The sequence below is a fragment of the Allobosea sp. GW821-FHT12C12 genome (assembly GCF_058807355.1).
On the sequence record NZ_JBXAQP010000001.1, the window covers coordinates 164,679 to 178,878 of the forward strand.

Below are 14,200 nucleotides of genomic sequence, written 5' to 3' on the forward strand. Positions count from 1 at the left end.
AACCCGCATGAACGCCCTGAGCCCGATCGAGCCCGTCGCGCCCCATCTGCTGCGCTCCCTGCGCGAGCATGTGCATGAGCGCCTGCGCCGTGCGATCGTGGCCGGGCGCTTTCGCAATGGCGAGCGCCTGAACGAGCGCCAGTTGGCCGAGATGCTCGGCGTCAGCACGACGCCGGTCAAGGACGCGATCCGCAGGCTCGAGAGCGAAGGCCTCGTCCGCACCGAGGCGAGGCGCGGGGTCTTCGTCGAGTTCTCGCCGCAGCAGGCGCTGGAAATGGCGCTCGGGCGCGCCGCGCTCGAAAGCGTCATGACCCATATCGCCGCCAACCGCATCACCGAGGCCGAGATCGCCGAGCTCTCCGGGCTGATCGACGACATGGCCCATGCCACGGCGCACAGCGCGCTCGAAGACCTCGTCACCCTGAACGAGGCCTATCACGGCACGATCCACCGGATCTCCGGATGCCCCTATCTGGAGCGCCGGCTCGACGGGCAGCGCATGTACGACCATGCTCAGCGCATCGCTCTCCTGTCGGAGCCGGCCGAGCGCGGCCAGGGCTTCGACGAGCACAGCGGAATCTTCCAGGCTTTGAGGGCCCGCGACGCCGGGCTGAGCGAGCAGAGAATGCGCCGCCACATCGTCCGTTCGGCGAAAGCCCATGTCCGGCAGGTGTTCGGCGCCGACGCGGAAGGACTGGCCTATGACGAATGACAGGGTGAGGGTCGCGCTGCGCGGCATCTCGGGCGTGCATGTCACGGCCTGGAAGACCGACGGCGAGGCCGACTGGGCCCTGACCGGCAGGATCGTCGCAGGCATCGCCGCGGCCGGCATCCACAACATCGTCTCGGCCGGCAACACCGGCGAATTCTACCCGATGACGACCGACGAGGTGGTGCGCAGCCATGCCGTCGCGGCCGAAGCGGCGGGCGGCAGGGCGCTCGTCACCGCCGGCATCGGACGCTCGCTGCGCGAGGCGATCGCGACCGGCAGGCTCGCCGCCAGGGCCGGCTGCGACGCAATCATGGTGCACCATCCGCTCGACCCCTTCGCCGCGCCGCAATCCCAGGCCGACTACATCGTCGCGATCGCCGAGGCGCTTGATCTGCCGCTCGTCGCCTATATCCGCTCCGACGCGATCGGCTTGAAGGACCTGCTCCGCGTCGCGACGCATCCGAACGTCGCCGGGGTGAAATTCGCCGCGACCAACATGATGCAGCTCGCCGAATGCGTCCGCGCCACGCAAGGGACCTCGGCCAACTGGATCTGCGGCCTGGCCGAAGGCTGGGCCGCGCCGTTCTACGCGCTCGGCGCGCGCGGCTTCACCTCCGGGCTGATCAATGTCGCACCCGAGCGCTCGCTGGCTGTCTGGCGCGCTCTGGAGGCCGGCGACTATGCGGCGGCCCGCGCGGAGGTCGACGCCATCGCCGGCTTCGAGACGCTGCGGACGAAATACGGCAACGGCGCGAATGTGACCGTGGTCAAGGAAGCGCTGGGCATGCTCGGCACCAATGTCGGCCCGGTGCGGCTACCGGGACTGCCGGAGCTCAACGCGGCCGAGCGGGCGGAATTGCGGACGATCGTCTCCGGCTGGAGCGCGATGCGCGTCGCGGCTGAGTAGCGCTCTGCGATCTGCTCTCCCGGCATGGTCGGCCTTGTGCCGACCATCCACGTCTTCATCCGCCGAGCGCTACGCCCAGGACGTGGATGCTCGCCACAAGGGCGGGCATGACGGAGTGGGACACCAACGTCACAATAAAACCACCCGAGGAAGCTCGATGACCCGCCCCCGCAAGACGCCCGACACGCTGCGCTCGAAGCGTTGGTTCGGCGCGAGCGACCTGCGCTCCTTCGGACATCGCTCGCGTGCGCTGCAGATGGGGCTCGGCCATGACGAGTTCATGGGCAAGCCGGTGATCGGCATCCTCAACACCTGGTCCGAGATCAACCCCTGCCACATCCATCTGCGCGACCGGGCCGAGGCGGTGAAGCGCGCCGTCTGGGCGGCGGGCGGCTTTCCGGTCGAGATCCCGGTGATGTCGGCCTCCGAGCAGTACCAGAAGCCGACGACGATGCTCTATCGCAACTTCCTGGCGATGGAGGCCGAGGAATCGATCCGCTCCCACCCGCTCGACGGCGCGGTGCTGCTGGGCGGCTGCGACAAGTCCACGCCGGCGCTGATCATGGGCGCGTGCAGCGCCGGCCTGCCCTTCATCTACGTTCCGGCCGGGCCGATGCTGCGCGGCAACTGGGCCGGCAAGGTGCTGGGCTCGGGCGCCGACGTCTGGAAATACTGGGCCGAGAAGGAGGCCGGCAACATCACCGACGGCCAGTGGAAGGACATGGAGAGCGGCATCGCCCGCTCGCACGGCACCTGCATGGTGATGGGCACGGCCGCGACCATGATGAGCCATGCCGAGGTTCTGGGCCTGACCCTGCCCGGCGCCTCCGCCATCCCGGCCGCCGACGCCGCCCATCCGCGCATGGCGGCCGCCGCCGGCAAGCGCATCGTCGAGATGGTCTGGGAAGACCTGACGCCGGACCGCATCCTGACGCGGAAGAGCTTCGAGAACGCGCTGACGGTGCACATGGCGGTGGCAGGCTCGACCAACGCCATCATCCACCTCATCGCCATGGCCGGCCGCGCCGGCGTGCGGCTGACGCCGGACGATTTCGACGCGTTTTCGCGCACCGTGCCGGTCATCGCGAACCTGCGCCCCTCGGGTGCGTTCCTGATGGAGGACTTCTTCTACGCCGGCGGGCTCCCCGCGCTGCTGAAACAGCTCGAGAGCAAGCTCCACGCCGATGCGATGACCGTGACAGGCAAGCCGCTCTCGGAAACCATCGCGCTCGCCACCGTCTATGACGACGACGTCATCCGCCCGCTCGACCGGGCGGTCTCGACCGCCAACGGGCTCGCCGTGCTGAAGGGCAACATCGCGCCCGACGGCTGCGTCATCAAGCCGTCCGCCGCCGAACCGCGGCTGCTCAGGCATTCCGGCCCGGCGCTGGTCTTCGAGGATTACGACGCCATGATGCGGGCGGTGAACGACGAGGCGCTCGACGTCACGAAAGACCACATCATGGTGCTGAAGAACTGCGGCCCCGTGGGCGGGCCGGGCATGCCGGAATGGGGCATGATGCCGATCCCGAAAAAGCTCCTGAAGCAGGGCGTGCGCGACATGCTGCGCATCTCGGATGCGCGCATGTCGGGCACCAGCTACGGCGCCTGCGTGCTCCATGTCGCGCCGGAGGCCTATGTCAAAGGTCCGCTCGCGGCGGTCAGGACCGGCGACATCATCAGCGTCGATGTCGAGGCGCGCAGCATCTCGGCCGATCTCAGCGACGCCGAGATCACCGAGCGTCTCAAGACGTGGACGCCGCCCGACCGCGACTATCCGCGCGGCTGGGGCAAGATGTCGGCGGCCCATATCCGCCAGGCCGACAAGGGCTGCGACTTCGACTATCTCGAAGGCACGGCGAAGATCCACGAGCCGGAGATCCACTGATCCGGCAATGCCCATGGGGAAGGCCGGCGGGTAGATCCCCGCCCCCCGCACCCTGACCGATAATGCCTCGCAGACGGCGCGCACCCCGCGTGCCCAACCCGCGAGGCCCCATGACCGACACGCCAAGGCTGACCCTGCCCCTGCTCGCCGCCGGCCAGGCGCAGAAGCACGTCACCCATAACGACGCGCTGACCCGTCTCGACGCGCTCGTCCATCTCGCGGTCCAGAGCCGCGGCCAGACGACGCCGCCATCCTCGCCCGGCGCGCTTGCGGCCTATGTCGTTCCGGCCGGCGGCACGGGCGTCTTCGCCGGCCGCACGGACCAGCTCGCCATCTTCGAGGATGGCGGCTGGACCTTCCTCGCCCCGCGCGCCGGCTGGCAGGCCTGGATCGAGGACGAAGCCGAGCATCATGTCTGGACCGGCGCGCAATGGCGGCGCTCGCAGCCGAGCAGCGCCATCGGCGCGAGCCTCTGGGGCGTCAACATGGCCGCCAGCACGACCAACCGGCTGGCCGTGTCCTCGGCCGCGACGCTGCTCAGCCATGCCGGCGGCGACCATCGCCTGGCGCTGAACAAGGCCGCCGCCGCCAACACCGCGAGCCTCGTCCTGCAGGACGGCTTCTCCGGACGCGCCGAGATCGGGCTGGCCGGCGACGACAATCTCCACGTGAAGGTCAGCCCGGATGGCACGGCCTGGACCGAAGCGCTGACGATCGACCGCGCGACCGGCCTCGTCGCACTGCCGGCCTCGCCCTGGGCCCGCGAGGCGGGCCGGCAGAACCTGCTGATCAACGGCGACATGCAGGTCAACCAGCGCGCCTTCGCCGGGGGCGCGCTCGCGGCCGGCCTCTACGGCTTCGACCGCTGGAAGGCCGATACCGGCGGCGCGAACCTGTCGCGCAGCGGCTTCGACCTGACCCTGACCTCCGGCGCCATCGTCCAGCCGGTCGAACCGGCGCTGTGGGGCGTCTCGTCCTTCGCCTCGACGCCGCTGACGCTTTCGGTCGAGAACCTGACGGGAGGCAATCTGGCGGTCGGCATCGGCAGCGTGAGCGGCACGATCACGCCGGGCAGCGGCCGCCGCTCCGTCACCCTGACGCCGGCGGCCGGCGACGCCGGGACGCTCGCCGTCCGGCTGGCGCCGGCGTCGGGCGCGGTCGGTTTCCGCCGGGTCAAGCTCGAATCGGGAACCTCCGCGAGCCCGTGGGAGCCACAGTCGCTGTCGGATCAGACGCGGCTGTGCCAGCGCTATTACTGGGCGCCCGAGGCCGGCATTTTCTGCGACGCCTATCAGGCGGCCAACTGCTCTTCCAGCATCTATCTGACCTTGCCTGCCCGGATGCGGACGACGCCGACGGTGGCCTTCGCCATCACCGAGGAAGGCAATGCGATCGGCGGCGCCGCGCGCGGCATTTTCGCCATCTCGGCCCAGGTCGCCTATGCGACGATGGCGGCGGCCACGACCGGACGCGTCAGCGTGCGCTTCGCCAACATCTCTTTCTCGGCGGAATTGTAAGCGCGCAGGCTACTCGACGACCGGCTTGCGCGCCTTCAGCAGGGCGAGCAGGCCCTCGTCGCGGCGCGCCTCCAATTGGGCGATCGTCAGGCCTCCCGCCTCCTCGGCCACGCCCGCGACGATCCGGTGCTTGACCCGCTCGTCGAGCGCGGGCTGGCCGAGCGAGGCCCAGCGCCGCTCCTGGCTCGCCCCGAGATGGGCGAGATAGCCGGCGATGCCGCCCTCCCCGCCGCCGAGATGATAGGTCATGTGCGGCCCCATCAACGCCCAGCGCAGACCCGGACCGTTGCAGAGCGCGGCGTCGATCTCGGCGACGCTGGCGACGCCCTGTTCGACCAGATGGACCGCCTCGCGATAGAGCGCCGAGGCGAGCCGGTTGGCGATATGGCCGGGCATCTCGCGCGCCAGCACCACCGGCCGCCGGCCGAGGCTGCGATAGAAGGCGCGGGCGCGCGCCACGACATCGGCATCCGCTCCCACGATCTCGACCAGCGGCACGAGATGGGGCGGGTTGAAGGGATGGGCGACGATGATGCGGGCCGGCGTCGCGCAATCGGCGACGATCGCGCTGCGCAGCATCGCCGAGGTGCTGCTGGCGATGATCGCGTCGGGCGCGGCCAGCGCATCGATCTCGCGCAGCAGGGCCCGCTTCACGGCCTCGTTCTCGGGGCCGTTCTCCTGCACGAACTGCGCGCCCGCCAGAGCCTCGGTGAGACTCGTCGTGACATCGAACTGGCCCGTCGTGTCGAGGCCGAGCTGGTCGAGTTGCGCCCGGGCTCTGGAAACATAGTCGCGGAACTTCGGCTCCGCCCCCGGCTCGGGATCGTAGGCCGCGACGTTCAGGCCATGCGCCATGACGAGCGCGGCCCAGCTCGCGCCGATCAGGCCCGCGCCGACGATGGCGACGCGCGTGATGTCCGTCGTCATCGCCGCCTCATTCGGGCTCCAGCCCCGTCGCCCTGATCAGCTCGCTCCAGTTCTTCGTCTCGCTGTCGATCAGCGCGGCCGCGTCGGCCGGCGTGCCGGGCTTGTGCGTCACGCCCCGCGGCTTCATCCCTGCGTGAGGGGGCGCGGCGGGGGCGAGCGACAGCGCGGCGAGCGCGCCGGTCAGGGCGTGGCGTCTCGGCATGGGCGTCTCCTCCGGTTGATCCGGCCGCGCCGGATGGGCGTCAGCAGAAATCGAAATCGCAGCCTTCGTCGGCCTGCAGCACGGTGGTCAGGTAAAGCCCGCGATAGCCGCGCGAGGCCTCGATGAGATGGGCCGGCGCCCGCCACTCGGCCTTGCGGCGTTCGAGCTCGGCCTCCTCGACCAGAAGCTCGATCCGCCGCGCCGGCACGTCGAGGCTGATCCGGTCGCCGTCGCGCACCAGCCCGAGCGGCCCGCCGACCGCCGATTCCGGCGTGATGTGCAAGACGATCGTGCCGAAGGCCGTGCCGCTCATGCGCGCGTCCGAGATCCGGACCATGTCCTTGACGCCGGCCCGCGCCAGCTTCTTCGGGATCGGCAGGTAGCCGGCCTCGGGCATGCCCGGCGCGCCCTTCGGGCCGGCATTGCGCAGCACCAGCACGTCGTCGGCGCTGACGTCGAGCGTCGGATCGTCCATCCGCCGCACCATGTCCTCGACCGAATCGAACACCACGGCCCGGCCGGCATGGGTCAGCAGCGCCGGCGAGGCGGCCGAATGCTTGATCACCGCGCCGCCGGGCGCGAGGTTGCCGCGCAGCACCGCCATGCCGCCGGTCTGCTTCAGCGGGGCGGATGCGCTCCGGATGATCGTCTGGCCCGGCGCCTCCTCGGCGGCCTCCGCGATCTCGCCGATGGTCAGACCGGAGATCGTCATCGCCTCGAGATCGAGATGGCCGCGCAGTTCCCTCATGAGCTTCGGCATGCCGCCGGCCCAGTGGAAATGCTCCATGTAATGGTCGCCGGAGGGCTTCAGGTCGATCAGCACCGGCACCTCGCGGCCGATCGCGTCGAACTCATCCAGGTCGATCGCCATGCCGGCCCGGCGCGCGATCGCCGAGAGATGCACCAGTCCGTTGGTCGAGCCGCCGATCGCCTGCAGCACCACCATCGCATTGCGGAAGGCGGCCCTGGTCAGAAGCTCGCTCGGCCTCGGGCCGCCCTTGGCCAGCGCCACCGCCCGCCTGCCGCTCGCCTCGGCGGCGCGGATGCGGTCGGCATGGGTCGCCGGGATCGTGCCCGAGCCCGGCAGCGCGATGCCGAGCGCCTCGACGAGGCACCCCATCGTGCTCGCCGTGCCCATCACCATGCAGGTGCCCTGCGTCGGCGCGAGCCGCCCGCTCAGCACCTCGATCTCGGCCTCGTCGATCCGGCCGGCGCGATGCTCGCCCCAGAGCCTGCGGCAGTCGGTGCAGGCGCCGAGCGCCTCGCCCTTGTGATGGCCGATCAGCATCGGCCCGGTGATGAGCTGGATCGCCGGCGCGTCGGCGGAGACCGCGCCCATGAGCTGCGCCGGCACGGTCTTGTCGCAGCCGCCGATCAGCACGACCGCGTCAATCGGCTGGGCCCGGATCATCTCCTCGGTGTCGATCGCCATCAGGTTGCGCAGGAACATCGAGGTCGGGTTCGAGAACGACTCGTGGATCGAGACCGTCGGGAACTCCATCGGCAGCCCGCCGGCCAGCATGACCCCGCGCTTGGCCGCCTCGATCAGGCGCGGGACGTTGCCATGGCAGGGGTTGAAGTCGCTGAAGGTGTTGGTCAGGCCGATGATCGGGCGGTCGAGCGCATCGTCGGAGAAGCCCGCCGCCTTGATGAAGGCCTTGCGCAGGAACAGCGAGAAGCCGGGGTCGCCATAGCTGGCGAGATTGCGGCGCAGGCCGCGCTGAGAGGCGTTCTTGTCGTCGTCAGCGGTCATCGCGCGAGCAGACCGGCCGTGATCGGCCTTGTCAACGCGACCGGGCTCAATCCGCGTAGACGCTTTTCACAAGGGCGTTGATCGCCGCGATCTCGGGCAGCGCGTCGCCGTTGCGGGCCTTGAGATGCCCCTCGTGCCAGTACCAGTCGTCGAAGCCGACATTGAGCCGCTTGTAACCTGCCTCCGCCAGCAGCGTGCGCATCTGCTCGCGGCGCGGCTCGACGAAGTTGTGCTCGATGGTGAAGAGCGCGATGGCGTGGCGGGCGAGATCGATCGTGCGCAGGATGTCGAGTTCCGAGCCCTCCGTGTCGAGCGAGACGTAGTCGAAGCCCGAACCGCCCCGCCCGTCGGCTGCGTCCATTTCGTTAAACGTTATCGTCGAGACCGTGATCAGCCCGTTCTCGCTGATCGCCCGCCGGCGGTGCTCGGCGTAACCGTCGGCCTCGGCATATTCGGCCAGCGCGCCGATCTCCTGCGAGGCGACGAAGGAGAGCAACTGCCCGCCCTCGCGATGGACCGCCTTCTCCAGGCAGGTCGCCTTGCGGCTCGCCTTCAGTCTGGCGAACAGCAGCGGATTGGGCTCGACCAGCACGCCGCTCCAGCCATGGTCGCGCTCGAGGAAGCAGGTGTTGGAGTGCAGCACGCCGTCGAAGGCGCCGATCTCGGCGAAACGCCCGCCGCGCCGCCCGACGCACATCGCCAGCACCCAGCGCTCCTGCTCGATCTGCGAGTTGGTCGGCGTCTCGAAGGCGTCCCGCCAGGACAGACGGGGAGAGGATGGCGATGTCGGCATGAGGCGTCGGGGTTTCCGCTCGGGCGGCCGGGCGCCGCGCAGCGATTGGTAGCCCAGCCGCGCATTGGAGGGAAACCGCCGCGCCTCGCTCAGACCCCGCGCCCCGCCGGCACGGCCAGCGCCGAGCGCTCGCGGGCGATGTGGAGGCCGTGCTTCGGCGCGCCCGCCAGCTCGCCGTCGCGCACCACGACCTGGCCGCGCAGGATCGTCGTCACCGGCCAGCCCTTCACCGCGATCCCCTCATAGGGTGTGTAGTCGGCGCCGTGATGCAGCAGCGACTGGCTGATCGTCACCTCGCGCTCCGGGTCCCAGATCGCGATGTCGGCGTCCATGCCGATCGCGATCGAGCCTTTCTTCGTCAGCCCGTAGGTCCTGGCGTGGTTGGTCGAGGACAGCGCCACGAACTGGTTCAGCGAGATCCTGCCCTTGCCGACTCCCTCCGAGAACAGGATCGGCAGCCGCGTCTCGACGCCGGGGATGCCGTTCGGCACCCAGCGGAACGAGGTGCGTCCCTTCGGCGTCAGCTTGCCGGCCGGATCGTCGTAGCGGAACGGGCAATGGTCGGAGGAGAACAGGCTGAAGACACCGCGTTCGAGCCCCTCCCAGCACGCGGCCTGGCTGGCGGTGTCGCGCGGCGGCGGCGAGCAGACATATTTCGCGCCCTCCATGTTGAGCCCGTCCATGTCCGTCTCGGTCAGCACCAGATATTGCGGGCAGGTCTCGCCATAGACCTTGAGGCCGCGCGAGCGGGCGCGCGCGATCTCCTCCATCGCCTCGCGGTTCGAGACATGAACGATCATCACCGGCACGTCGACGAGTTCGGCCAGCGAGATCGCCCGGTGCGTCGCCTCGCGCTCGACCGGGATCGGCCGGGAGGCGCCGTGGAATTTCGGCGCGATCTGGCCGCCGCGCTCGAGCCGGTCGGTCAGGAAGCGGATCGCGTCGTAGTTCTCGGCATGGACCATGACGAGCGCGCCGGTCTCGCGCGCGACCGACATCACCTCGAGCATCTGCCGGTCGTTCAGCGCCAGCCCCTCATAGGTCATGAAGACCTTGAAGGAGGTGTAGCCGTCTTCGATCAGCGCCGGCAGATCCTGACCCAGCACCTGCTCGGTCGGGTCGGAGATGACGAGGTGGAAGGCGACGTCGACATGGCACTGGCCTTCCGCCAGGCCGTGATAGGCCTTCACCGTCTCGCGCAGGCTCGCGCCCTTCTCCTGCAAACAGAACGGCATTACCGTGGTGTTGCCGCCGAACGCGGCCGAGAGCGTGCCCGAGGCGAAGTCGTCGGCCATGACGATTCCCTCGCCGCTCGGCTGGGCGATGTGGACATGGCTGTCGATGCCGCCCGGCAGCACGAGTTTTCCGCTGGCGTCGATCGTCTCCGCCGCCTGCCCGAGATCGTGGCCTAGCGCGACGATCACACCGTCACGGATGCCGATGTCGCAGGAAAACGTATCCGACGCGGTCGCGATCGTGCCGCCCGCGATGATCAGGTCGTAAGCCATAAGTCGTCCCGAAATCGGCGCGGGCCATGCGGCCGCGCCAGCCAAGTTCAAAGGAAGCCCGCCATGCAATCGTCGCGCCGCTCAGGCGAAGCGGCGCGGCCTCAGGCCGGCATGGAACCAGGAGATCATCGAATAGATGTCATAGGTCGGCAGCCCGGTCTCCTCCCGCACCGCCGCCGCGTAGGGCGGCATGTTGGTGCATTCGAGCACGATCGCCCCGACATCGGGATGCTTCGCCACCAACGCGAGCGCGGCGTCGACCACGTCCTGCCGGGCGAGGCCGACATCCATGTCGTCCTTCTCGGCCCTGATCAGAACGCGGAAGAACTCGCGGCCATGCTCGGTGCCGGCGACCGGCGTATCGAGCGGCACGCCCGCGCCAGCCAGATGCGCCGGCGTCAGACTGCCGGCCGAGACAGTGACGATGCCGACGCGTTTGGCCTGCGGCAGCGTCGCCTGCACCCACGGCGCCTGCATCAAAGCGGAGGTCGCCACCGGCACGCCGAGCGCCGCCGAAAGCTCCTGCTGGAACAGCGCGAGAAACCCGCAATTGGTGGTGATCGCCTCGGCTCCGAGCCTGATCAGCTCCTGCCCGGCTGCAATGAAATCCGGCAGCAGGCCCTGCGCGCCCTTCATCACGACGCGGTCGGGGCTCGCGCCCGAGACGACGCGGTAGAGCACCGGGAACGGCCAGGTCGTCGCATTGCCCATGTCGCCCGGAATGCGCGGAAACCGCGCCTCCAGCATCAGGATGCCGAGCGGCGCGCCATAGATCGCCTTGCCGCCGCGCGCGATCTGGCCGCCTGTCGTCATGACATCCCGCTCATGAAGCACTGGCTGGGGCGGGAGGATTCGAACCTCCGAATGGCGGTACCAAAAACCGCTGCCTTACCACTTGGCGACGCCCCACCGGAGCGCGCCTTCTAGAATGCGGCGCGGGCTTGCGCAACCGCGCGGCAAGACCCTGGCGAGAAATCGCCCGGCCGTCCCGCCCGGGCTGTTGCATCGCAAGGCGGCGCTGGCTATAAGCCCGCCATCACATGATCGGAGTGTAGCGCAGTCTGGTAGCGCACTACGTTCGGGACGTAGGGGTCGCAGGTTCAAATCCTGCCACTCCGACCAGTGATCCCAAGACAAGGCCGTTCCCGACCGCCTTTCGCCTCGCATATGCGCTTGCATCCCGCGCCCCATGCCGGCTGGCAGCCGCCCGTCCGCTCGTGTAAGAGCGTGCCTCGATCAGGAGCGCCGCCGACCATGAAACGCCTTATGATTGTCCTCGGCCTGTTCGCCGTCTCGGTCGCGCTCGCGGGCTGCGACAAATGCGGCGACCCGGTGAAGTTCTTCTCGACCACCCCGGCCAGGGCCTGCGGCGACACCAGACCGGCCGGCTGAGCACGGCCGGACGAGCCGCAACGAAAAAGGCCGGGGCGGGAGCCCCGGCCTTTTTCGATTCGCGTCGGGGCGGACGATCAGCCGCGCCTGGCGATCGCCGACCAGCCCGCGCCGACGAGGCAGGCCGCCAGCGCCACCTTGAGCGCATCGCCGATCAGGAAGGGCTGCACGCCGAAGAGGAAGGCCTTGTCGAGGCCGAGGCCGGTGGCGCCGCTCGCCATCTGCGCGCCGAGCGCGAGCCAGAGGAAGCCCGCCGTCATCATCACGATCTCGGCCAGCACGAGTCCGCCGGCCAGACGCGGCCAGGACGCGCCGCGCCGCGCCGCCCAGCCGGCGATCGCGGCCATCGCCACGAAGCCGATCAGGAAGCCGCCGGTCGGGCCCATCAGATAGGCGAGGCCGGGCGCGACGGGCGGGGTGTTGGTGAAGACCGGCAGGCCGGCGAGGCCGTAGGCGATGTAGAGCATGACCGTCGCCGCGCCGAGGCGCGAGCCATAGGCCGCGCCGATCGAGAGCACGGCCAGCGTCTGCAGCGTCATCGGCACCGGCCAGAACGGCACCTTGATCTTGGCGGCCAGCACCATGAGCAGGCTGCCGGCGACCGCGAGCGCGATGGTGCGGACCAGCGTGGCGCGCGCGCCGGAGGCTGCCGGAAGCGCCGCATGAACGAGCGTCGGGGCGTGCAGGGGAAAGCTCTCGGCCATGGGTCTGTCGTCCTGTTGATCGGGGCCGCGCTTTGCGGCCGTCGCATTCCGTCTATAGGAAATGCCGCAACGACCCACAAGCCGCCGTCCCGGTGCGCGGACGGGAGGCGCGAACCATGCGCCTTTAGCCTGACGATCGGACGATGATGAGCGACGAGATCGAGTTCGACCGGACCGCCGCCCCCGCATGCGAGGTGGCCGAGCTCTCTCCGCTGGTCCGGCGGCTGATCGCCGGCAATGCCGGGCCGATGACCTTCACCGGCACCTGCACCTACATCGTCGGGCGCGGTCGCGTCGCGGTCGTCGATCCCGGCCCCGACGACCTCGGCCACATCACCCGGCTGCTGGCCGCGCTCGGCGAGGAGACGGTCAGCGACATCGTCGTGACCCACACCCATCGCGACCATTCGCCGGCCGCCGCCGCGCTCAAGGCCGCGACCGGCGCGCGCCTCTCCGGCTGCGGCCCGCACCGGCCGGCACGCGAGCTCGCGCTCGGCGAGCTCAACCCGCTCGACGCCGCCGCCGACAAGGACTACGCGCCCGATCTCGAAATGCAGCATGGCGACACCATCGCCGGGCGCGGCTGGACCCTGCAGGCGGTGGCGACGCCCGGCCACACCGCCAACCACCTCGCCTTCACCCTGGCCGAGGAGCAGAGCCTGTTCTCGGGCGACCACGTCATGGCCTGGTCGACCTCGGTGATCGCCCCGCCGGACGGCTCGATGGCCGACTACATGGCCTCGATCGAGCGCCTGCGCGGCATGGAGCATGCGCGTTATTGGCCCGGCCATGGCGGCCCGGTCGAGGAGCCGCAGCGCTTCCTGCGCGGGCTGGCGCAGCACCGCCGCCAGCGCGAGGCCGCGATCCTGAGCCGTCTCGCGGCCGGCGACGAAACGATTCCCGAGATGGTTCCGCCGATCTATCAGGGCCTTCCCGCGACGCTGCACGGCGCGGCCTCGCTCTCGGTTCTGGCGCAGCTCGAGGACCTCGTCCTGCGCGGCGTCGTCGCCTGCGACGACCCGCTGCCGCAGCTCGCGAGCCGCTATCGCAGGATCTGAGTTCAGCGCGCCTCGACCAGCAGGTCGACCTCGTTGGCGAAGGCGGCGATCCGGGCGGCGTTGGCGCCGAAATCATGGCTGCCGATGCGCGAGGCCGAGCGGATGTCGATGCGGCTGCCGTCGGCGCGCGGCCGCACCCGGATGGTGATGTCGTCGGAGAAGCGCAGGATCCGCGTGCGCGCCACGGCCTCGATCCGGCCGGCCCCGCTGCGTCCGCCGGGCCTGGCCGATTCCAGCACCTGCCAGCCCCGGTTGACCGCGGCCTTGCGGGCGATCTCGAAGGCGATCTCGGCCGGCAGCTCGAGCACGATCGGCGCCACCTTCGGATAGGCCTGGCGCTGCGCCCGCCGCCGCTCGGCGGCTACGTCCGGCGGCACGCGGCCCTTGCGCGCGTCGAGCGCGACCCGAGAGCGGCTGAAGGCCGGCGGATCGTCGATATCGGTCGAGACGTCGTTGAGGCGCGGCAGCGTGACGAACTTGAAGACGGCGTAGGCCGCGGGCGCCAGCAGCACGAGCGAGAGGAGAAATGCCTGCGCCGCCATGCCGACCCCCCGATGCCCCGATTGCCAGATCCGCAAGAACGCCGCGACCGAAAGCAGCAGCGCGACGAGGACGAAGCCATAGGCCCCGACGATCGGCGCCAGCCCCTGCTCGCTCGGCTCGCCCATGCGGAAGGCCAACAACGCGACGCCGAGCACCGCGAGCGAGAACCAGGCCAGCCGCCGGCTCCACGAGGCGGCGCTCGAGACAGGCTCCTCGAAGACGAGACGGCGATGCATGGCCTTTGGTGACGCGTGGAGGGGGCGAAGGCAAGGGCGTCGGAAGGAAGGCCTGAGCGT

Annotated in this window: 14 protein-coding genes and 2 tRNA genes; 7 read left to right on the forward strand and 9 right to left on the reverse strand. The window is 70.0% G+C overall.

Annotated features, from left to right (window positions below):
• The first annotated feature begins 7 nt into the window (after positions 1 to 7).
• The 4 genes from AC1RRW_RS00895 (at position 8) to AC1RRW_RS00910 (ending at position 5,024) form a co-directional block, all read left to right on the forward strand.
• Positions 8 to 712, forward strand: a complete 705-nt coding sequence (locus AC1RRW_RS00895; protein WP_492898262.1) for a GntR family transcriptional regulator — start codon at positions 8 to 10, stop codon at positions 710 to 712.
• A complete protein-coding gene (locus tag AC1RRW_RS00900) occupies positions 702 to 1,619 on the forward strand; it encodes a dihydrodipicolinate synthase family protein (RefSeq protein WP_492898264.1) in 918 nt (305 codons plus the stop codon). The genes AC1RRW_RS00895 and AC1RRW_RS00900 overlap by 11 nt, the downstream gene beginning before the upstream one ends.
• 157 nt (positions 1,620 to 1,776) lie before the next feature.
• Positions 1,777 to 3,507 carry an L-arabinonate dehydratase gene (gene araD, locus AC1RRW_RS00905; protein ID WP_492898266.1) on the forward strand — a complete coding sequence of 577 codons (1,731 nt, stop codon included), beginning with the start codon at positions 1,777 to 1,779 and terminating at the stop codon, positions 3,505 to 3,507.
• Positions 3,508 to 3,617: 110 nt separating this feature from the next.
• Positions 3,618 to 5,024, forward strand: a complete 1,407-nt coding sequence (locus AC1RRW_RS00910) for a DUF2793 domain-containing protein (protein WP_492898268.1) — start codon at positions 3,618 to 3,620, stop codon at positions 5,022 to 5,024.
• Positions 5,025 to 5,033: 9 nt separating this feature from the next.
• On the opposite strand, the gene AC1RRW_RS00915 is transcribed toward AC1RRW_RS00910, so the two are convergent.
• From AC1RRW_RS00915 to AC1RRW_RS00945, 7 genes are all read right to left on the reverse strand, one after another.
• Positions 5,034 to 5,951, reverse strand: coding sequence for a 3-hydroxyacyl-CoA dehydrogenase NAD-binding domain-containing protein (locus AC1RRW_RS00915; RefSeq protein ID WP_492898270.1), 918 nt, complete (start codon positions 5,949 to 5,951; stop codon positions 5,034 to 5,036).
• A gap of 7 nt (positions 5,952 to 5,958) precedes the next feature.
• Positions 5,959 to 6,153 (reverse strand): hypothetical protein, encoded by a 195-nt coding sequence (locus AC1RRW_RS00920; RefSeq protein ID WP_492898272.1) that lies wholly within the window; start codon positions 6,151 to 6,153, stop codon positions 5,959 to 5,961.
• Between the two features lie 40 nt (positions 6,154 to 6,193).
• Positions 6,194 to 7,906 (reverse strand): IlvD/Edd family dehydratase, encoded by a 1,713-nt coding sequence (locus tag AC1RRW_RS00925; protein ID WP_492898274.1) that lies wholly within the window; start codon positions 7,904 to 7,906, stop codon positions 6,194 to 6,196.
• A gap of 46 nt (positions 7,907 to 7,952) precedes the next feature.
• Complete coding sequence (locus AC1RRW_RS00930) at positions 7,953 to 8,699, reverse strand: FkbM family methyltransferase (RefSeq protein ID WP_492898276.1); 747 nt, start codon at positions 8,697 to 8,699, stop codon at positions 7,953 to 7,955.
• A gap of 89 nt (positions 8,700 to 8,788) precedes the next feature.
• Positions 8,789 to 10,207, reverse strand: coding sequence for a dihydropyrimidinase (hydA, locus tag AC1RRW_RS00935; RefSeq protein ID WP_492898278.1), 1,419 nt, complete (start codon positions 10,205 to 10,207; stop codon positions 8,789 to 8,791).
• Between the two features lie 81 nt (positions 10,208 to 10,288).
• Positions 10,289 to 11,020 carry an aspartate/glutamate racemase family protein gene (locus AC1RRW_RS00940; RefSeq protein WP_492898280.1) on the reverse strand — a complete coding sequence of 244 codons (732 nt, stop codon included), beginning with the start codon at positions 11,018 to 11,020 and terminating at the stop codon, positions 10,289 to 10,291.
• A gap of 21 nt (positions 11,021 to 11,041) precedes the next feature.
• Positions 11,042 to 11,116 (reverse strand) — tRNA-Gln (locus AC1RRW_RS00945).
• 136 nt (positions 11,117 to 11,252) lie between these two features.
• On the opposite strand from AC1RRW_RS00945, the gene AC1RRW_RS00950 reads away from it, so the two are divergent.
• Positions 11,253 to 11,329 (forward strand) — tRNA-Pro (locus AC1RRW_RS00950).
• Positions 11,330 to 11,461: 132 nt separating this feature from the next.
• On the forward strand, positions 11,462 to 11,599 hold the full coding sequence (locus tag AC1RRW_RS00955; RefSeq protein WP_492898282.1) for a hypothetical protein: 138 nt from the start codon (positions 11,462 to 11,464) through the stop codon (positions 11,597 to 11,599).
• A 77-nt stretch (positions 11,600 to 11,676) separates the two neighbouring features.
• On the opposite strand, the gene AC1RRW_RS00960 is transcribed toward AC1RRW_RS00955, so the two are convergent.
• Positions 11,677 to 12,303, reverse strand: coding sequence for a biotin transporter BioY (locus AC1RRW_RS00960; RefSeq protein WP_492898284.1), 627 nt, complete (start codon positions 12,301 to 12,303; stop codon positions 11,677 to 11,679).
• 146 nt (positions 12,304 to 12,449) lie between these two features.
• Between AC1RRW_RS00960 and AC1RRW_RS00965 the strand changes: the two genes are divergently transcribed.
• Entirely contained in the window at positions 12,450 to 13,361 is a 912-nt protein-coding gene (locus tag AC1RRW_RS00965; protein ID WP_492898286.1) for an MBL fold metallo-hydrolase, read from the forward strand.
• A 2-nt stretch (positions 13,362 to 13,363) separates the two neighbouring features.
• On the opposite strand, the gene AC1RRW_RS00970 is transcribed toward AC1RRW_RS00965, so the two are convergent.
• Positions 13,364 to 14,140 carry a DUF1499 domain-containing protein gene (locus AC1RRW_RS00970; RefSeq protein WP_492898288.1) on the reverse strand — a complete coding sequence of 259 codons (777 nt, stop codon included), beginning with the start codon at positions 14,138 to 14,140 and terminating at the stop codon, positions 13,364 to 13,366.
• Positions 14,141 to 14,200 lie beyond the last annotated feature (60 nt).